Origin of the sequence: Streptomyces pluripotens (genome assembly GCF_000802245.2) — a bacterium.
GTDB classification, from domain to species: Bacteria; Actinomycetota; Actinomycetes; order Streptomycetales; family Streptomycetaceae; genus Streptomyces; species Streptomyces pluripotens.
This window is the reverse complement of record NZ_CP021080.1, coordinates 4,571,800-4,589,540: the sequence shown is the minus strand read 5'-3', so window position 1 is coordinate 4,589,540 and position 17,741 is coordinate 4,571,800. Positions and strand designations below refer to the sequence as shown.

Below are 17,741 nucleotides of genomic sequence, written 5' to 3'. Positions count from 1 at the left end.
TCATGGCTTTTGAGTACGCACCCGCACCCGAGTCCCGCGCGGTCGTCGACATCGCACCCTCGTACGGCCTCTTCATCGATGGCGAGTTCGCCGAAGCCGCGGATGGCAAGGTCTTCAAGACAGTCAGCCCCAGCACGGAGGAAGTGCTGTCGGAAGTCGCCCGGGCCGGCGCCGAGGACGTCGACCGTGCGGTGAAGACCGCCCGCAAGGCCTTCGAGAAGTGGTCCGCGCTGCCCGGCTCGGAGCGCGCGAAGTACCTGTTCCGCATCGCGCGGATCATCCAGGAGCGCTCCCGCGAGCTCGCCGTCCTCGAAACCCTCGACAACGGCAAGCCGATCAGGGAGACGAGGGACGCCGACCTGCCCTTGGTGGCCGCGCACTTCTTCTACTACGCGGGCTGGGCCGACAAGCTCGGCCACGCCGGGTTCGGCCCGGACCCGCGTCCGCTGGGTGTGGCCGGCCAGGTCATCCCCTGGAACTTCCCCCTGCTGATGCTGGCGTGGAAGATCGCCCCGGCGCTCGCGGCCGGCAACACGGTCGTCTTGAAGCCGGCCGAGACAACCCCGCTCTCGGCGCTGTTCTTCGCCGACATCTGCCGCCAGGCGGGCCTGCCCAAGGGTGTTGTCAACATCATCCCGGGCTACGGTGACGCGGGCGCCGCACTCGTCGCGCACCCGGACGTCGACAAGGTCGCCTTCACCGGCTCCACGGGCGTCGGCAAGGAGATCGCGCGGACCGTCGCGGGCACCCGCAAGAAGCTCACCCTCGAACTGGGCGGCAAGGGCGCCAACATCGTCTTCGACGACGCCCCGGTCGACCAGGCCGTCGAGGGCATCGTGAACGGCATCTTCTTCAACCAGGGCCAGGTCTGCTGCGCGGGCTCCCGCCTCCTGGTCCAGGAGTCGGTCCACGACGAACTGCTGCACTCGCTCAAGCGCCGTCTGTCGACCCTGCGCCTCGGCGACCCGCTGGACAAGAACACCGACATCGGCGCCATCAACTCCGCCGAGCAACTGGCCCGGATCACCGCGCTCGCCGAGCGGGGCGAGGCGGAGGGCGCCGAGCGCTGGTCCCCGACCTGTGAACTCCCCGAAAGCGGCTTCTGGTTCGCCCCGACGCTCTTCACGAACGTCAGCCAGGCGCACACCGTCGCACGCGACGAGATCTTCGGCCCGGTGCTGTCGGTCCTCACCTTCCGCACACCGGACGAGGCGGTCGCCAAGGCGAACAACACGCCGTACGGCCTGTCGGCGGGCATCTGGACCGAGAAGGGTTCCCGGATCCTGGCCGTCGCCAACAAGCTGCGCGCCGGTGTCGTCTGGTCCAACACGTTCAACAAGTTCGACCCGACCTCGCCGTTCGGCGGTTACAAGGAGTCGGGCTTCGGCCGCGAGGGCGGCCGCCACGGCCTGGAGGCGTACCTCGATGTCTGATGCACGACTGTCGGTGTTCAAGACCTACAAGCTGTACGTCGGCGGGAAGTTCCCGCGTTCCGAGAGCGGCCGGGTGTACGAGGTGACCGACTCGAAGGGCAAGTGGCTGGCCAACGCTCCCCTGGCCTCCCGCAAGGACGCCCGTGACGCGGTCGTGGCCGCGCGCAAGGCGTTCGGCGGGTGGTCCGGTGCGACCGCATACAACCGTGGCCAGGTCCTCTACCGCGTTGCGGAGATGCTGGAGGGCCGCCGGGACCAGTTCGTCCGGGAGGTCTCGGAGGCGGAGGGCCTGTCGAAGTCGAAGGCGACCGCCGTCGTGGACGCCACCATCGACCGCTGGGTCTGGTACGCGGGCTGGACCGACAAGATCGCCCAGGTGGTCGGCGGCGCCAACCCGGTCGCGGGCCCGTTCTTCAACCTCTCCTCCCCGGAGCCGACGGGTGTGGTGGCCGTCGTCGCCCCCCAGGAGTCATCGTTCCTGGGCCTGGTGTCGGTGCTCGCCCCGGTGATCGCGACCGGTAACACGGCGGTGGTGATCGCCAGCGAGAAGTCCCCGCTCCCGGCGCTCTCCCTGGCCGAGGTCCTGGCCACCTCCGACGTCCCGGGTGGTGTCGTCAACATCCTGTCCGGCCGCACGGCGGAGATCGCGGCGCCGCTGGCCGCGCATCAGGACGTCAACGCGATCGACCTCGCGGGAGCCGACGAGGTGCTGGCGAAGGAGCTGGAGATCGCGGCGGCGGACAATCTCAAGCGCGTCCTGCGTCCCCAGCCCGTGGACTACTCCGGGACGCCCGGCACCGACCGTATGACGGCGTTCCTGGAGACCAAGACCGTCTGGCACCCGACGGGTTCGCTGGGCGCGTCGGGCTCGTCGTACTGACGGGCACCGCAGACCGGGAGGCGTGCCGCCCCTCCGTCCGGGGGTGGCACGCCTCCCGCCCTTCGACGTGCCGCACTCAGTGGGCGCCCAGCACCCCCGCCACCTGCCCGACGACCGGAACCGCGCCGAGCGACTGGGCCTCGGCGACCGGGCCGGTCAGCGCCTGCGTGGCGATCGGCTTGAAGTCCGCCAGCTGGGTACCCACCCCGTTGTCGAGGGGATCGACCCCGGTACCCGCCAGCGGATTCGGCTTGAGGCCGGCCACCGGGCCGGTGACATAACCGACGGTGCCGGTGAGAACCGCGAGGCCCGCCTGCGGGTCGACCTTGCCGAGCGAGGTGGGCCGCCACGGTACGTCCACCACGGGGACGGCCGGCTCTGCGTGCGCCGTCGCCGCGCCGGCTGCCAACGCCGCTCCGGCGGTCGCAACGGCGATCAGGGCGCGCTGCGCGGTGGGGTGCTGGGAGGAAGTGTGTCGGGCCATCGCCGGTGCCACCTTCTGGTGCGAAGGGTAAGGATGTCGACACGTAGGGTAGTTGAGGCGGGAGTCACGCTCAAAAGCCGACCCGCGGGGTCGGCAGCCCGCCGACCATGCGTCAAACTGGTGTTCCGTGAGCATTCATCCGCCGTCTCCCGCCCGCGTCGTGCTGCTGTGCGGCCCCTCGGGCTCGGGCAAGTCACTTGTCGCCGCCCGCTCCGGGCTTCCCGTGCTGCGCCTGGACGACTTCTACAAGGAAGGCGACGACCCGACCCTGCCGCTGGTGCGGGGGAGTTCGGACATCGACTGGGACCACCCGCAGTCCTGGGACGCGGACGTCGCGGTCGGTGCCATCACCCGACTGTGCTCCTCGGGCTCGGCGCCGGTTCCGGTGTACGACATCGCGCTCAGCGCCCGTACCGGCGAGGAGGTGCTGAGCATCGGCCGCACCCCGCTGTTCATCGCAGAGGGCATCTTCGCCGCGGAGATCGTGGAACGCCTCCGTGACCTCGGGGTACTGGCGGACGCCCTGTGCCTGTCGCGCGGCCCCGTCACCACGTTCCGGCGGCGCTTCGTGCGGGACTTGAGGGAAGGCCGCAAGTCGGTGCCGTTCCTGCTGCGACGCGGCTGGCGGTTGATGCGTGCCGAGCGGTCGATCGTCACCCGCCAGGTGGCCCTGGGCGCGCATCCCTGCGACCGGGACGAGGCGCTGGGCCGGCTGGCCGCAGCGGCGGCCAGCCGCCGGCTGCACCGACAGACCGCGGTGTGACCGGTGCACCGGAACGGAAACGGGACTGGCTGGGCCCCCGCCCACCAGTCCCGCTCCTCCTGCTCCCCCGTGTCCCCCGTGTCCCCCTGATTCCCCGTGGGCCCACCCCCCAGTGGACCCCCGTACCCCCCTGGGGTCACCCCCCAGTGACCCCCGTCCTTCAGGCGACCAGCTCGCCGAAGGCGCTCTCCTCGTCACGGCCGAAGCTGAGGACCTCGTCCTCGCGCAGCCGGCGGAGCGACCGCCAGATGCTGGACTTCACCGTGCCGACACTGATGCCGAGGATGTCCGCGATCTCCGGGTCCGTACGGCCCTCGTAGTAGCGCAGCACCAACATGGTGCGCTGCTGCTCCGGCAGCCGGGCCAGCGCCTGCCACAGGACCGCGCGCAGCTCGGTGCCGCGCATGGCGTCCGTCTCGCCAGGCGTCTCGGGCAGTTCCTCGGTCGGGTACTCGTTGAGCTTGCGGCGGCGCCAGGCGCTGATGTGCAGGTTCGTCATGGTGCGGCGGAGATATCCACCGACGGCCGCCTTGTCGGTGATCCGGTCCCACGCCCGGTACGTCGAGAACAGCGCGCTCTGCAGCAGGTCCTCGGCCTCGAAACGGTCACCGGTCAGGTGATAGGCGGTGGCGTACAGGGAGGCGCGGCGCTCTTGGACGTAGGCGGTGAACGCCGCTTCGGCGTCCGCGGTCTCCGTCCTCGAACGACGCTCCCCCGCGCCTTCCCTGTACGCGGTTCCCCCGTGCGTCTCCCCCGTACGCGCGTCAACCACCGACATGTAGGGCTGAAGCCCTTGCTGCGCAGGCGCGGTGTGTTGACGCCCGGCGCCGCGAGCGCACCCCCGCCCGCTCACGGCGCCGGACTTCTCGGAACCCCGGTGCACGTCGTGCAGACGCGTGACCACTGCGCTGGTGCTGATGCCGTGCAGCGTGTTCATCTCGCGCTCCCCGTCGTGGACTTCCGGTGCTTCGGTCTTGCCGGGCCAGTTCCAGCTCGCCGTCCGGCCCGTGTTCAAAAAGACTGCCGGGGCCACTTCATGGCCATGTCCGCCGACTGTCACAGACCTGTCACAGGGACCGCACCCAGGCGCTCCACAGGAAGCGCACAGTTGACGGAGGTAGGGAGGGGCCCCGTGCCGGCAGGTCGTCCGACACCCGTTCCATGGGTCAGAATGACCCCCGTGCCTTCCCTGTTGCTGATCGAGGACGACGACGCCATCCGGACGGCCCTGGAGCTCTCCCTGACGCGCCAGGGGCACCGGGTGGCCACCGCTGCCAGCGGAGAGGACGGTCTGAAGCTGCTGCGCGAGCAGCGGCCGGACCTGATCGTGCTGGACGTGATGCTGCCAGGCATCGACGGGTTCGAAGTGTGCCGGCGCATCCGGCGCACGGACCAGCTGCCGATCATTCTGCTGACCGCGCGCAGCGACGACATCGACGTGGTGGTCGGGCTGGAGTCCGGCGCCGACGATTATGTGGTCAAGCCGGTGCAGGGACGGGTGCTGGACGCCCGGATCCGGGCCGTGCTGCGGCGCGGGGAGCGCGAATCCAGCGACTCGGCGACCTTCGGCAACGTCGTCATCGACCGTTCGGCGATGACCGTGACGAAGAACGGCGAGGACCTTCAGCTGACCCCGACCGAACTCCGGCTGCTATTGGAGCTGAGTCGGCGGCCTGGTCAGGCGCTGTCCCGACAGCAACTGCTGCGGCTGGTGTGGGAGCACGACTACCTCGGTGACTCCCGCCTGGTGGACGCCTGCGTGCAACGGCTGCGCGCCAAGGTGGAGGACGTTCCGTCATCCCCGACGCTGATCCGTACCGTCCGTGGCGTCGGCTACCGGCTGGACGCCCCTCAGTGACCGATACACGAGGGGGGCTGCGCGGCTGGGCCGCGGGGCGCAGGGGGAGTCTGTCGCGGCTTCGGTTCACCAGCCTCAGGCTGCGGCTGGTCGTGGTCTTCGGGCTGGTCGCGCTCACCGCTGCGGTGTCGGCCTCGGGCATCGCCTACTGGCTCAACCGGGAAGCCGTGCTCACCCGCGCCCAGGACGCGGTGCTGCGCGACTTCCGGCAGGAGATGCAGAACCGCGCGGGTGCCCTGCCGGTGCACCCCACGCAGGACGCGCTGCAGCGCGCGGCGAGCCAGATGTCCGCGAGTAGCCAGCACTTCAGCGTGCTGCTGGTCGCCCAGGACGCGAGCGACAAGACGGTGTACGGCAACTCGGGCGGCATCAACGGCTTCGCGCTGGAGGACGTGCCGGAGTCGCTGCGCGCCGCCGTGAACAAGCAGCAGCAGGTGACCGGTTCCAACAAGGAGCCCCACCACCTGTACTGGCAGCGGATCGTGGAGCGCGGCACGCCATATCTGGTGGCCGGCACCAAGGTGATCGGCGGCGGTCCGACCGGCTACATGGCGAAGTCGCTGGAGCCGGAGGCCAAGGACCTCAACTCGCTGGCCTGGTCGCTGGGCATCGCGACCGGACTCGCCCTGATCGGTGCCGCACTGCTCGCGCAGGCCGCCGCCACGACCGTGCTGAAGCCGGTGCACCGGCTCGGGGTGGCCGCCCGACGGCTCGGTGAGGGCAGGCTGGACACCCGGCTGCGGGTCTCCGGTACGGATGAACTCGCGGACCTCTCCCGGACGTTCAACAATGCGGCCGAGGCACTGGAGAAGAGGGTCGCGGAGATGGCGGCCCGGGACGAGGCCTCGCGCCGGTTCGTGGCCGACATGTCACACGAGCTGCGGACGCCGCTGACCGCCATCACCGCCGTCACCGAGGTACTGGAAGAGGAGCTGGAATCGGAGGCGGGGGGCATCGACCCCATGGTCGAGCCCGCCGTACGGCTCGTCGTCAGTGAGACCCGGCGGCTGAACGACCTGGTCGAGAACCTGATGGAGGTCACCCGCTTCGACGCGGGCACCGCCCGGCTGGTCCTGGACGACGTGAACGTCGCCGACCAGATCACCGCATGCATCGACGCCCGCGCCTGGCTGGACGCCGTCGAGCTGGACGCCGAGCGCGGCATCCACGCCCGCCTGGACCCGCGCCGTCTGGACGTCATCCTCGCCAACCTGATCGGCAACGCCCTCAAGCACGGCGGGTCGCCGGTACGGGTGTCGGTGCGGGAGGCCGGCGGACCAGCCGGAGGATCTGGTGCACAGGCTGGCGAAGGCGGCAGGGTGACGGAGGACGGCGAGGTCGTGATCCAAGTCCGTGACCACGGCCCGGGCATCCCCGAGGAGGTCCTCCCGCATGTCTTCGACCGCTTCTACAAGGCGAGCGCCTCCCGGCCGCGCTCCGAGGGCAGCGGCCTCGGCCTGTCCATCGCTCTGGAGAACGCCCACATCCACGGCGGCGAGATCACCGCAGCCAACTCCCCTGAAGGTGGCGCGGTGTTCACCCTGCGGCTGCCTCGGGACGCCTCGCGGCTGACCGAGGCGGCCGGCGGGGGCGAGCAGGACCGCGAGACCGACCGGAACGACGGATCGGGGAAGGAGGCGTCATGACCGTCCGGCGCCTGCTGGCACTGCCCCTCCTGGGCGCACTTCTCACCGGCTGCGGCATCCGGGCCACGGAGGTGCCCACCGACTTCGGGGCAGCGCCCTCGCGCGTGCCGTGTTCGCTGGCCGGGCCGGACCTGTCCACGCAGGTCTCACGCGGGGTTCCCGTGCAGGTGTTCCTGCTGTGCGGAACGTCGCTGGTGACCGTCGACCGGGCCGTACGGGTCCCGGGCGGCACCCCGGACGCCCAGCGCCGGGTGATCGTGGCGCAGGGACTTCTGGACCAACTCGCCGCCTCCCCGTCGGCTCCGGAGAAGGCGGCGGGCTACATGACGTACGTGCCCGGGGGCATAAACGTGGCCGGGCCGGGCCCGAAGGACCCCGAGGAGACCCTCCGCCTGAGCACCGCCCCCGGCCGGCTCACCTCCTACGCGCTGGCGCAAGTGGTGTGCACCCTGTCCGACTCCGCCGCGACCGAGGGCGACGGCTCGGTCATCCTGGGTGGTCCCGGCGGCGCCCCGTTGCACCGCTACGGGTGCACCGACGACGTCCGTAACCACCCCGGTACCGCTCGTCCACCGTCCAGCGAGGTCACGGGCAGGTAGCCGCCTGCGCCGCCGCGGGCGGGCACGCCGGGGACGGTGTGTCGGGGGCGGTGTGTCGGCGTGGGCGGGCGTGCCGGGGGTGCCGGGGGTGCATCCGCGTAACCGGTACGGAACCGATCGTGTGCGTCGGCGCGTCTAGGGGGGCGTGCAGCGTCAAGGCTCCATCGGCGGCAGCGCCGCGATCAGCATCCGCGCGACAGGGAGTGTTCTCCTCGTCGCCCACCTCGTGTTCGTCGCCTGGCTGATGCTGCGACCTCTGGACGTGCCCTGGGTGACGCCCCCCAACCTGCGCCCGCTGGCCGGCATCCGAGCCGATATGGCACTGGGCTGGCCGGCCGCCGCCAGACCTCTCGGCGAAGGACTGGCACTGCTCGCGCCTCTGGGCGTGCTGTTGCCGATGGCGCACGGCAGGCTCCTGGTCTCCCCGCTCGCCTCCCTGCTCCGTACGGTGACTGCGGGGGGTCTGGTCTCCCTCGGCATCATCCTGCTGCAGACCGGTGTGCCGGGCAGGGTCGTCGACGTCGATGCGCTGCTGCTGAACACCGTGGGCGTGCTGGTGGCCCATGTGGCGGTCGTACCGGCGGGACGGGCCTGGCTGCGGCGGCAGGCGCCGGACACGGCCTCCGAAGCGGAGCCGGTCACCCTCCAGGGGGAACTGCCTCAGGGGAGTACCCCGACGATTCCCAGGGTCGGGATCGCTCCGTAGAGGGACGCTTCATCCCGTTCTTCTCCCTACCGTGGAAGACAGCTGGGGACGCCATCCGGGCGGCCCCGACCACCGGCCCGCCAACGGACCGACGACCACGGAGGAACCCAGATGGCCGCCCTTGCCCGCCCCACCGACGGCCGCGTGATCGGCGGAGTGTGCGCAGCGCTGGCACGGCGCTTCGGCACCTCCGCGACGACGATGCGGGTGATCTTCCTGCTCTCCTGCCTGCTGCCCGGCCCGCAGTTCCTGCTCTACATAGCGCTGTGGATCCTGCTGCCGTCCGAGGAAAGGGCCCGCACTTCCTGGTGAGCGTGTGCACGCACGCCGTTGGGGCGCTCCCGGACGACTCCGGGGCGCCCCAACGGCGTGCACACGGCGGACGGGGTCAGCCGAGCGGAATGCCGTTCACCGGCACGCCTTGCGTGGGCAGGCCCGTGTTGTGCAGCGGCAGTCCGCCGAGCAGCCCGGCGACCGGTGCGGTCGGCCCGTCGGCGAGGACCTTCTCGACGGCCGGCTTCGCGGCGGCCACCCCGGCACTCACGGCACCCTGCCCCTGGGTGAGCGCCTCGGCAGCACCCGGCAGCGCCTTGCCGACGTTCTCGGCAGGCAGCGTCTTGGTGACGGAGTCCAGCGCCTGAGTGGCGTCCGGGACGGCCGGAGCCGCGTTGGCCGCACCCGCACCGACGGCGGCGAAGGCGGCACCGAGGGCGGCGACACCGAGGGTCTTGGCAGCAGACTGCTTCATGGTGAATGCGTCCTTGAATGCGGAGACGGAGATCAAAAACGACCTGAGTGTCCACGAACGTAAACATGCCGAGCCGCCCGCCGCAAACACCGGAATGCAGGCGCCTTGTGAAAGTGCGTTCGCATTCCAGGTCGGACGACCGCACGGTGACTACTCCCCTGAAACGACAGAATCGCTGGTGAGGACCGCATTCTGGAACAGCCATTCGGATTTCAGTTCCGCATATCCAGGCTTGACGACGTCATTGATCATGGCGAGTCGTTCATCGAAAGGAATGAACGCTGATTTCATCGCATTGACGGAGAACCACTGCAGATCGTCGAGCGTATAACCGAACGCTTCGACGAGATGCTCGAATTCCCGGCTCATGCTGGTGTGCGACATCAGCCGGTTGTCGGTGTTCACCGTGGCACGGAAGTGGAGCCGGCGCAGCAGACCGATGGGGTGCTCGGCATAGGAGGCGGCTGCGCCCGTCTGCAGATTGGAGCTGGGGCACAGCTCCAGCGGGATCCGCTTGTCCCGCACGTACGACGCCAGTCGGCCGAGTTTCACCGAGCCGTCCTCACGGACCTCGATGTCGTCGATGATCCGCACGCCGTGGCCGAGCCGGTCGGCACCGCACCACTGCAGCGCCTGCCAGATGGACGGAAGCCCGAAGGCCTCACCAGCGTGGATGGTGAAGTGGTTGTTCTCGCGCTTGAGGTACTCGAAGGCGTCCAGGTGCCGGGTGGGCGGGTGACCGGCCTCAGCGCCGGCGATGTCGAAGCCGACCACGCCGGAGTCCCGGTGACGGTTGGCGAGTTCGGCGATCTCCAGAGAACGGGCCGCGTGCCGCATGGCGGTCAGCAGGGCACCGACCCGGATGCGGCGACCGTTCTCCCAGGCGAGCCGTTCCCCCTGCCGAAACCCCTCATTGACGGCCTCAACCACCTGTTCAAGGGTCAACCCCTTCTCCAGGTGCTGTTCGGGCGCGTACCGCACCTCCGCGTAGACGACCCCGTCCTCGGCGAGATCCTCGGCGCACTCCCGGGCCACCCGGATCAGCGCGTCACGGGTCTGCATCACGGAGACGGTGTGCCTGAAGGTCTCCAGATACCGTTCCAGCGAACCGGAATCGGCAGCCTCCTGGAACCAGATGCCCAGCTTGTCCGGGTCGGTCTCGGGAAGCTCCGCATAGCCGGTGGCCCGGGCGAGTTCGATGACGGTACCCGGTCGGAGCCCGCCGTCGAGATGATCGTGCAACAGAACCTTGGGGGCCCGGCGGATCTGGTCCGGCGTCGGAACACGCGCCGGGACGTTCGCCGGAACGGTCCCGCTCGGTACAGTCTGGCTCGTCATTTCCGCACTGTAACGCCTACGCGCGTAGAGCGCGTGGCTTTCGCGCCGACATTTTTCGCCGATACGCAACGGTGACCACACATACGGGTTTCGTACACCGCTGCTTCTGACACTGTTCTGTCATGGGACACCAAGCGACGCCGGTCCGAACGGCCAGGCTGGGCAGGGCAGTCGGCCCGGAGCCGACCGCAGTCAGCGCAGCGGTGCTGCTGCTCCCCAGTGGACAGGAGGTCTCCGTCCGCAGGCCGTCCCCCGTGTGGGCGACCGCCTTCGTCCGCTCCCTCAGTCGCGTGCTCGCCCGCGCGGGTCGGGCCGAGGGGTTGGCCGTCCACACCGTCCACTACCGCTACCGGGGCTGGAACGGCAGCGAGGCGCATCCGGCGGCGGACGCGGAGTGGGCCGCCGACGAGGTCGTTCGACGGTACGGGGACGTCCCCGTGTGCCTGACCGGTGTGGACATGGGCGGCCGGGCAGCCCTGCGGGCGGCCGGGCACGAGGCCGTCAACTCCGTCGTCGCCCTGGCCCCACAACTGCCCGAGGAGGATGTCGCCGCGTCCCCCGAGCCAGTGAAGCACCTGGTGGGACGCCGAGTACTGATCGCGCACGGCACGAACGACGAACGCACCGATCCCGAACTGTCGTTCCGGCTGGCCGCACGCGCAAAGAAGGTCAACCCGCAGGTGTGCCGGTTCGAAGTCCATTCCGACGGCCACGGATTGCACGGACACCGGCAAGAAGTGCTCCACCTGGCCGAGGACTTCGTCATGGGGGCGCTGTACGGGTATCCCCTGTCACGGCCGGTGGAGGACGCACTCGCGGCTCCGCCGCCGATCGGGTTGCGGATGCCGTTGGCCACGGGGTTCGGCAAGTCGCTGCGGCGGTCCCCGTAGGAAGGCAGGGGCCGCCCCTCCTGGAACGGCGGCGGACCCGTCAGGGCAGCAGGCTCCCGCGCCGGGAGAGCAGAAACTTCTTGAAGGCTGCCACCGGAGGCGTGTCCGGCCGGTTCGTCAGCCAGGCGACGCCGATCTCCCGCACCGCCCTCGGGGCGGTGACCGCCAGTTCCACCACCCCGGGCCTGGGGACGGTCGGCGGAGGCAGAAGGGCGACGCCCAGCCCCGCCGCGACCAGGCCCCGCAGAGTCTCCGCCTCCTCGCCCTCGAAGGCGACCCGCGGGCGGAAACCGGCCTGTCGGCACAGGTCGTCCGTGATCCTCCGGAGCCCGTAACCCGGCTCCAGGGTGACGAAGGTCTCCTCGGACGCCTCGGCCAAGCGGATGCGGCGGCGGGTGGCCAGGGGGTGGTCGCCGGGGACGACCAGGCGGAGTTTCTGTTCGTCCAATCGGCGGGCGACCAGGTCGGGGGCGTCGGGGACCGGCGAGGTCAGACAGAGGTCCAGGTCACCGGCGCGCAGCCGCTCCAGCATGGCCTCACCGTAGTTCTGGACCAGGCTGAAGCGGACCCGTGGGTGGTCGGCGCGGAAGGCATGCAGGAGGCCGGGCACGGTTTCGGCACCCATGGTGTGCAGGAAGCCGAAGGCGACCTTGCCTGTGGCCGGGTCGGCGTCCGCGCGGATCTCCTCGGCGGCGCGGTCGATCTCGGCGAGGGCACGTTCGACGGAGGCGAGGAAGGTACGGCCGGCGGTGGTCAGGGAGACGGTGCGGCCGTGGCGGGCGAACAGGTCGATACCCAGGTCTTGTTCCAGGCGGGCCATCGCCCGGGACAGGGTGGACTGGGGGACATTCATCTCCCGGGCGGCACGGGTGACGTGCTCGGTACGGGCCACGCCGGCGAAGTGCGCGAGGCGGGGCGCGAGCACCCTCGACATCTCAGTCATGTCTTCTGTGTCACCGGATGATGACAGCCATGCCTGTGACCTCTGCTGATGCATCATGGGAACGATTATGGCGATTCCATGCATTGGACGGATGAGCAGCACCTCCATAGCGTCGAAGCATGCCTTGCGTCAGTACCGAGGCGTCCGCAGGCGCGGACGCCGTCACGCCCGTCCCCTCCCACGACTCCGACTCGCGCATGACGCCCGGCGATCCCGCCTACCGCCGGATGAGCCTCGCCCTGTTCCTCGCCGGAGTCGCCACCTTCGCCCTTCTGTACTCCACCCAGGCCCTACTGCCACTGATCTCCACAGAGTTCGGGGTCGCGGCCAGCCAGGCGAGCTGGACCGTGGCGGCCGCGACCGGCGGCCTGGCGCTGCTCGTGCTACCGATGAGCGCCCTGTCGGAGCGCTTCGGACGCCGTGCGGTGATGACCGCCTCGCTGGCGGTCGCGGTGAGCGTCGGCCTGCTGGTGCCCTTCGCCCCGTCGATCGGCGCGCTGGTGGTGCTGCGGGCGGTGCAGGGCGCGGCACTGGCCGGTCTGCCGGCCTCGGCCACGGCCTACCTCGCGGAGGAGGTCCGGCCGAAGGCACTGGTCACCGCCATCGGCCTGTTCGTGGCGGGCAATAGCATCGGCGGGATGAGCGGACGGCTGATCACCGGCTGGGTCGCGCAGGAGTGGGGCTGGCGGGTCGCCGTCGGCGTGATCGGCGTGATCGCGGTGGGGTGCGCGGCAGCGTTCCGGGCGCTGCTTCCGGCCCCGCGCCACTTCACGGCGGGCTCGCTGCGCCCACGCGTCCTGCTCGGCACGGTCCGCGACCACCTCTGTGACCCGTTGCTACGCCGTCTGTACGCGATCGGGGCACTGTTCATGACGGTGTTCGGCGGCGTCTACACGGTGATCGGCTATCGCCTGACCGAGCAGCCGTTCGGGCTGCCGCAGGGCGTCGTCGGCTCGATCTTCCTGGTCTACCTGGTGGGTACGGTGTCGGCGTCCGCGGCGGGCCGGCTGGTGGGCCGTCTCGGCCGCCGGGGCGCGCTGTACCTGGCGGGCGGTACCACGGCGGCGGGGCTGCTGCTCTCCGTGGCCACCTCCCTCTCCGTGGTCCTGCTGGGCCTGGTATTGATCACAGCGGGTTTCTTCGCCGGCCATGCGGTCGCCTCCTCGGCCGTGGGCAGGACGGCCACGCACGGCCGCGCCCAGGCCGCGGCCCTCTACCAGTCCGCGTACTACATCGGCTCCAGCGTCGGCAGCACGGTCGGTGCGACGGCCTTCCACGCGTCCGGCTGGGCCGGCACCGTCAGGGTCGGCCTCCTCGCGGTCCTGGGCGTGGTGGCGATCACCGTCCTCGGTTCGCGGGCGGCCCGCACGGCGGCCGGACGGGAGCCGGTCACGGCCCCCTGAGCCGCACGTTCCCCCCTGCTCAGGGTCCGTTGTCAGGGGGAACGGATGGCGGCCGCCGGTCAACTGGCACGTTGCGTAGCGGGGGTGCTGTTGCCCGCGCGGCGGCTGCGGGAGGTGGCCCGCTCCGCGACCCGGTGCGGGACCGTACGGACCGGACCGGGCTTCTCCGGGCCCGGGGGCTGTTGCATCACCATCAATGTCAGTGGGCCGCGGTAGTTTCCCGGGTGTGGAACGCGAAAGCGCGAACCGGACGGCCACGGGGGTGGAAGGGCGATGGGCGACAGCACGGCGACGACGGATCTCGACCTGGCACTGGAGGAGCACCGGACCGAGCTGACCGGGTACTGCTACCGGATGCTCGGTTCCTCATTCGAGGCCGAGGACGCCGTACAGGGCACCCTGATCCGGGCGTGGCGGAGCTACGACAGGTTTGAGGGCCGTTCCTCCCTGCGTTCCTGGCTGTACCGGATCGCAACGAACGTGTGCCTGGACATGCTGACGGCGGGCAACAAGCGGGCCCGCCCGGTGGACCTGACCGAATCGACACCGCTCGCCCAGGCGGCGCTCTTCCCCCGCCCGGACAGCACGTGGCTGGAGCCGATGCCGGACGCGCGGGTACTGCCCGCGGTGGACGACCCGGCTGAGGCGGCGGTCGCCAAGGAGTCCGTCCGCTTGGCCTTCGTGGCGGCCCTGCAGCAGCTGCCGCCCAAGCAGCGGGCGGTACTGATCCTGCGCGAGGTGCTGGCCTGGAGGGCGAGTGAGGTCGCCGAGCTGCTAGGCACCACGACCGCCTCCGTCAACAGCGCGTTGCAGCGGGCCCGGGCCACGCTCGCCGAGCGTGCGGACGCGACTGCCGAGGGTGCGGTGTCCGACGCGTTGGACGAAGGGCAGCAGAAGCTCCTGGAGCGCTACGTGACAGCCTTCGAGGGCTACGACATGACGGCGCTGACGGCATTGCTGCACGAGGACGCCGTCATGACGATGCCGCCGTTCGACCTGTGGCTGCGCGGCCCGGCCGACATCACCGGCTTCATGTCCACCCTGGGTGCGTCCTGCGCCGGCTCCCGGCTGCTGCCGGTCCGGGCCAACGGCCTGCCGGGCTTCGCGCACTACAAACCGGACCCGGACAACGGCGGGTTCAGCCCGTGGGCGGTGCAGGTGCTGGAGCTGTCAGACGGCCGGATCACCGGTTTCCACTGCTTCCTCGACACCAAGCGCTGGTTCCCCCTCTTCGATCTGCCGCTCCACCTGGAAGCGGAGGCCGACGAGGTCGAGAAGGGCGGATAGCGCGGGATCGGGGTCCCCCAGCCATATCCGCCCACCGGTCCGGCGGGCGGTCAGCTCCAGCCGGGTCAACAGATCCACGGCGGCGAGTCCCGCGGGTCCCAGCCCGCGCACATCGCCGACCACGACTCGGACCCCGCCGCCCTCCAGGAGTGCCCGCACCTCGGCACACGGTCCCGGCACCCCGTGACGGCCGACGGGACCGTCCAGCACGAGTACTGCGGGTGTTCTGTCATCCACGTGCGGTAGACCGGCGGGGCAGTCGGAACTCATCGGCCCGGACGGCGGGTACAGGACCGGGACAAGGGGCGACCGTCTCCGCCGCCCCGTGGTCGTCGAAGATCACATTGACCTGCCGCTCCCTGCCGCCGCAGGGTTGGCTCCGTGGCGGGGGTGCTGAGCGGGTTCGCGGTGATCGCGGTCGTCATCGGGGTGGGCTATATCATCGGGCGGCGCAGCACCCTCGGTGAGCAGGGCGGCGAGGTGCTGACCGCCCTGGTCTTCACGCTGGCCGGACCGGCTCTGCTGTTCACCACGCTCGCACGGGCCCACCTGTCCGTCCTGTTCTCCAGCCGCCTGGCGGTGACGGCGTTGAGCGCAGCGGCGACCTCCGGGGTGTTCGTCACCATCGGCGTACTACGGCGCTGGGGGTTCGGCCGCACCACGATCGGCGCCCTCTGTTCCGGCTACGTGAACGCGGGCAACCTCGGCATCCCGATCGCCGCGTACGTGCTGGGTGATGCATCCCTGGTGGCACCGGTGCTGCTCTTCCAGGTCGTCCTGGTCGCGCCCCTCGCCCTCACGGTCCTGGACCTGTCCGGGACGGACGAGAAGGGCACCAGGGGACGACGTCTGCTGACCCCGCTGCGGAATCCGATCGCGGTGGGTTCGCTGTCGGGCGTGGTGGTATCGGCGCTGGGCTGGAGTGTCCCCGGCCCTGTCATGGAGCCGCTCACCTTGATCGGCAACATGTCCGTCCCGGCAGCCCTGCTGGTGTTCGGCATGTCGTTGCACGGGAGCGCGGCGCCCGGCCGGGGCCAGGACCGGGGGCCGGTCCTGCTGTCGATCGCGTTGAAGTCGGTGGGCCAGCCGCTGGTGGCCTGGGCGCTGGCGGCGGCCGTCTTCGGCCTGCACGGCGCACCCCTGCTCGATGTGGTGGTGACGTCGGCCCTCCCGGCGGCACAGAACCTGTTCACCTATGCGAGCCGCTACCGGGTGGCCGAGTCCCTGGCCCGCGAGTCGGTCCTGCTGTCGACCGTGCTGTCCGTACCGGTGCTGGTGACAGTGGCGGCGGTGCTGGGGTGAGGACCAGCCGACGCAGCCGACGGGAACGTCGTTCGTGCCGAGGGCCGAGGAGTTCGGCCGTGACAGCACGACGGGGTCGCGCTCCTGGGCGCGCAGCACCTCCCCCGGTGCCACGGGGACGCCAAAGGGGACCGGTGCGGGTCACCGATCCCCTCCACTCGAACGAGAGGACGCTGGTCAGGCGATACGTTCCAGCACGACCGGCGACGCCGTGAAGTCAGTGCCCGGCGCCGAGACGTCGTACGAGCCCTCGACCGCCTGCAGCGCGTACTCGAAGCGCTCGGGGGTGTCCGTGTGCAAGGTCAGCAGAGGCTGGCCCTCGGTCACCGTGTCGCCCGGCTTGGCGTGCAGCTCGACGCCTGCCGCCGCCTGCACCGGGTCCTCCTTGCGGGCGCGGCCGGCACCCAGGCGCCAGGCGGCGACGCCGATGCCGTAGGCGTCCAGACGGGTCAGGACACCGGATGAGGCGGCCTTGATCACGTGCTGTTCCTTCGACGTGGGCAGTTCCGCGTCCGGGTCGCCGCCCTGTGCCGCGATCATTCGGCGCCACACGTCCATGGCCGAGCCGTCGGCCAGTGCCTTCGCCGGGTCGGCGTCCTTGATGCCGGCCGCGTCGAGCATCTCGCGGGCCAGGGCGATCGTCAGCTCGACCACGTCCGCGGGGCCGCCGCCGGCCAGCACCTCCACCGACTCGCGGACCTCCAGGGCGTTGCCCGCAGTCAGGCCCAGCGGGGTGGACATGTCCGTGAGCAGGGCCACCGTCTTCACGCCGTGGTCGGTGCCGAGGCCAACCATCGTCGACGCGAGTTCCCGTGCGTCCCCGATCGTCTTCATGAAGGCGCCGGTGCCGACCTTCACGTCCAGGACCAGTGAGCCCGTGCCCTCGGCGATCTTCTTGGACATGATCGAGGAGGCGATCAGCGGGATCGCCTCCACCGTGCCGGTGACGTCGCGCAGCGCGTAGAGCTTCTTGTCCGCCGGGGCGAGGCCGTCGCCCGCCGCGCAGATCACCGCACCGGTCGTGTCGAGGACGTGCAGCATCTCCTCGTTCGAGAGCAGGGCACGCCAGCCGGGGATCGACTCCAGCTTGTCCAGCGTGCCGCCCGTGTGGCCGAGGCCCCGGCCGGACAGCTGGGGTACAGCCGCACCGCAGGCCGCCACGAGCGGGGCCAGGGGAAGGGTGATCTTGTCGCCCACGCCGCCCGTCGAGTGCTTGTCGGCCGTCGGGCGGGACAGCGACGAGAAGTCCATGCGCTCGCCGGAGGCGATCATGGCCGCCGTCCAGCGGGCGATCTCACGCCGGTTCATGCCGTTGAGCAGGATCGCCATGGCGAGCGCGGACATCTGCTCGTCGGCGACCTCGCCGCGGGTGTAGGCGTCGATGACCCAGTCGATCTGCTCGTCGGTCAGCTCACCGCGGTCCCGCTTGGTGCGGATGACGGAGATGGCGTCCATGGCCAT

General features: G+C 70.6%; 19 protein-coding genes. 12 read left to right on the top strand and 7 right to left on the bottom strand.

The annotated features are described in order from the left end of the window. The first annotated feature begins 2 nt into the window (after window positions 1-2). Entirely contained in the window at window positions 3-1,433 is a 1,431-nt protein-coding gene (locus LK06_RS20795; RefSeq protein ID WP_039652964.1) for an aldehyde dehydrogenase family protein, read from the top strand. After that, on the top strand, window positions 1,426-2,313 hold the full coding sequence (locus LK06_RS20790; RefSeq protein ID WP_039652962.1) for an aldehyde dehydrogenase family protein: 888 nt from the start codon (window positions 1,426-1,428) through the stop codon (window positions 2,311-2,313). The genes LK06_RS20795 and LK06_RS20790 overlap by 8 nt, the downstream gene beginning before the upstream one ends. Before the next feature lie 76 nt (window positions 2,314-2,389). Here the strand turns inward: LK06_RS20790 and LK06_RS20785 are convergent, their stop codons facing one another. Beyond that, on the bottom strand, window positions 2,390-2,797 hold the full coding sequence (locus LK06_RS20785; protein ID WP_039652960.1) for a hypothetical protein: 408 nt from the start codon (window positions 2,795-2,797) through the stop codon (window positions 2,390-2,392). 127 nt (window positions 2,798-2,924) lie between these two features. Between LK06_RS20785 and LK06_RS20780 the strand changes: the two genes are divergently transcribed. Continuing rightward, window positions 2,925-3,560, top strand: coding sequence for a uridine kinase family protein (locus LK06_RS20780; RefSeq protein WP_234367461.1), 636 nt, complete (start codon window positions 2,925-2,927; stop codon window positions 3,558-3,560). Between the two features lie 160 nt (window positions 3,561-3,720). Here the strand turns inward: LK06_RS20780 and LK06_RS20775 are convergent, their stop codons facing one another. Beyond that, complete coding sequence (locus tag LK06_RS20775) at window positions 3,721-4,497, bottom strand: SigE family RNA polymerase sigma factor (RefSeq protein ID WP_039653203.1); 777 nt, start codon at window positions 4,495-4,497, stop codon at window positions 3,721-3,723. A 243-nt stretch (window positions 4,498-4,740) separates the two neighbouring features. Between LK06_RS20775 and afsQ1 the strand changes: the two genes are divergently transcribed. The 5 genes from afsQ1 (at window position 4,741) to LK06_RS20750 (ending at window position 8,681) form a co-directional block, all read left to right on the top strand. Next, window positions 4,741-5,418, top strand: a complete 678-nt coding sequence (gene afsQ1, locus LK06_RS20770) for a two-component system response regulator AfsQ1 (protein WP_026248263.1) — start codon at window positions 4,741-4,743, stop codon at window positions 5,416-5,418. Next, complete coding sequence (locus LK06_RS20765; protein WP_234367460.1) at window positions 5,415-7,064, top strand: sensor histidine kinase; 1,650 nt, start codon at window positions 5,415-5,417, stop codon at window positions 7,062-7,064. The genes afsQ1 and LK06_RS20765 overlap by 4 nt, the downstream gene beginning before the upstream one ends. Next, window positions 7,061-7,663, top strand: coding sequence for a hypothetical protein (locus LK06_RS20760; RefSeq protein WP_039652955.1), 603 nt, complete (start codon window positions 7,061-7,063; stop codon window positions 7,661-7,663). Before LK06_RS20765 ends, LK06_RS20760 begins: the two co-directional genes overlap by 4 nt. A 145-nt stretch (window positions 7,664-7,808) precedes the next feature. After that, window positions 7,809-8,369: a VanZ family protein gene (locus tag LK06_RS20755; protein ID WP_039652953.1), complete on the top strand. Its 561-nt coding sequence runs from the start codon at window positions 7,809-7,811 to the stop codon at window positions 8,367-8,369. A gap of 111 nt (window positions 8,370-8,480) precedes the next feature. Beyond that, entirely contained in the window at window positions 8,481-8,681 is a 201-nt protein-coding gene (locus tag LK06_RS20750; protein WP_039652950.1) for a PspC domain-containing protein, read from the top strand. A 76-nt stretch (window positions 8,682-8,757) separates the two neighbouring features. Here the strand turns inward: LK06_RS20750 and LK06_RS20745 are convergent, their stop codons facing one another. After that, window positions 8,758-9,117, bottom strand: a complete 360-nt coding sequence (locus tag LK06_RS20745; RefSeq protein ID WP_039653200.1) for a hypothetical protein — start codon at window positions 9,115-9,117, stop codon at window positions 8,758-8,760. A gap of 150 nt (window positions 9,118-9,267) precedes the next feature. After that, on the bottom strand, window positions 9,268-10,455 hold the full coding sequence (locus LK06_RS20740; protein ID WP_039652949.1) for an adenosine deaminase: 1,188 nt from the start codon (window positions 10,453-10,455) through the stop codon (window positions 9,268-9,270). A gap of 122 nt (window positions 10,456-10,577) precedes the next feature. On the opposite strand from LK06_RS20740, the gene LK06_RS20735 reads away from it, so the two are divergent. Beyond that, the gene (locus tag LK06_RS20735) at window positions 10,578-11,345 is read left to right on the top strand and encodes an alpha/beta hydrolase (RefSeq protein ID WP_039652947.1); all 768 of its coding nucleotides are present in this window, start codon (window positions 10,578-10,580) and stop codon (window positions 11,343-11,345) included. Window positions 11,346-11,385: 40 nt separating this feature from the next. On the opposite strand, the gene LK06_RS20730 is transcribed toward LK06_RS20735, so the two are convergent. Then, window positions 11,386-12,345, bottom strand: coding sequence for a LysR family transcriptional regulator (locus LK06_RS20730; protein WP_039652945.1), 960 nt, complete (start codon window positions 12,343-12,345; stop codon window positions 11,386-11,388). Between the two features lie 62 nt (window positions 12,346-12,407). Here LK06_RS20730 and LK06_RS20725 point away from each other — a divergent pair, with 62 nt between their 5' ends. Continuing rightward, window positions 12,408-13,691: an MFS transporter gene (locus tag LK06_RS20725; RefSeq protein ID WP_039652943.1), complete on the top strand. Its 1,284-nt coding sequence runs from the start codon at window positions 12,408-12,410 to the stop codon at window positions 13,689-13,691. 273 nt (window positions 13,692-13,964) lie between these two features. Then, window positions 13,965-14,978, top strand: coding sequence for a sigma-70 family RNA polymerase sigma factor (locus LK06_RS20720; protein WP_039652942.1), 1,014 nt, complete (start codon window positions 13,965-13,967; stop codon window positions 14,976-14,978). On the opposite strand, the gene LK06_RS20715 is transcribed toward LK06_RS20720, so the two are convergent. After that, on the bottom strand, window positions 14,862-15,248 hold the full coding sequence (locus LK06_RS20715) for an STAS domain-containing protein (protein ID WP_071659134.1): 387 nt from the start codon (window positions 15,246-15,248) through the stop codon (window positions 14,862-14,864). The genes LK06_RS20720 and LK06_RS20715 overlap by 117 nt on opposite strands. A 111-nt stretch (window positions 15,249-15,359) precedes the next feature. Here LK06_RS20715 and LK06_RS20710 point away from each other — a divergent pair, with 111 nt between their 5' ends. Next, window positions 15,360-16,280 (top strand): AEC family transporter, encoded by a 921-nt coding sequence (locus tag LK06_RS20710; protein WP_039652940.1) that lies wholly within the window; start codon window positions 15,360-15,362, stop codon window positions 16,278-16,280. Window positions 16,281-16,457: 177 nt separating this feature from the next. Here LK06_RS20710 and LK06_RS20705 read toward each other — a convergent pair whose 3' ends face one another. Next, the gene (locus LK06_RS20705) at window positions 16,458-17,741 is read right to left on the bottom strand and encodes a thymidine phosphorylase (RefSeq protein WP_039652939.1); all 1,284 of its coding nucleotides are present in this window, start codon (window positions 17,739-17,741) and stop codon (window positions 16,458-16,460) included.

Excerpts from the sequence above, each read along its gene's own strand:
- LK06_RS20760 (WP_039652955.1), top strand. The coding sequence starts at position 7,061 with ATGACCGTCCGGCGCCTGCTGGCACTGCCCCTCCTGGGCGCACTTCTC.
- LK06_RS20705 (WP_039652939.1), bottom strand. The coding sequence starts at position 17,741 with ATGGCCATGGACGCCATCTCCGTCATCCGCACCAAGCGGGACCGCGGT.
- LK06_RS20715 (WP_071659134.1), bottom strand. The coding sequence starts at position 15,248 with ATGAGTTCCGACTGCCCCGCCGGTCTACCGCACGTGGATGACAGAACA.
- LK06_RS20785 (WP_039652960.1), bottom strand. The coding sequence starts at position 2,797 with ATGGCCCGACACACTTCCTCCCAGCACCCCACCGCGCAGCGCGCCCTG.
- LK06_RS20730 (WP_039652945.1), bottom strand. The coding sequence starts at position 12,345 with ATGATGCATCAGCAGAGGTCACAGGCATGGCTGTCATCATCCGGTGAC.
- LK06_RS20740 (WP_039652949.1), bottom strand. The coding sequence starts at position 10,455 with ATGACGAGCCAGACTGTACCGAGCGGGACCGTTCCGGCGAACGTCCCG.
- LK06_RS20745 (WP_039653200.1), bottom strand. The coding sequence starts at position 9,117 with ATGAAGCAGTCTGCTGCCAAGACCCTCGGTGTCGCCGCCCTCGGTGCC.
- LK06_RS20795 (WP_039652964.1), top strand. The coding sequence starts at position 3 with ATGGCTTTTGAGTACGCACCCGCACCCGAGTCCCGCGCGGTCGTCGAC.
- LK06_RS20775 (WP_039653203.1), bottom strand. The coding sequence starts at position 4,497 with ATGAACACGCTGCACGGCATCAGCACCAGCGCAGTGGTCACGCGTCTG.
- LK06_RS20735 (WP_039652947.1), top strand. The coding sequence starts at position 10,578 with ATGGGACACCAAGCGACGCCGGTCCGAACGGCCAGGCTGGGCAGGGCA.
- LK06_RS20725 (WP_039652943.1), top strand. The coding sequence starts at position 12,408 with ATGCCTTGCGTCAGTACCGAGGCGTCCGCAGGCGCGGACGCCGTCACG.
- LK06_RS20750 (WP_039652950.1), top strand. The coding sequence starts at position 8,481 with ATGGCCGCCCTTGCCCGCCCCACCGACGGCCGCGTGATCGGCGGAGTG.
- LK06_RS20720 (WP_039652942.1), top strand. The coding sequence starts at position 13,965 with ATGGGCGACAGCACGGCGACGACGGATCTCGACCTGGCACTGGAGGAG.
- LK06_RS20790 (WP_039652962.1), top strand. The coding sequence starts at position 1,426 with ATGTCTGATGCACGACTGTCGGTGTTCAAGACCTACAAGCTGTACGTC.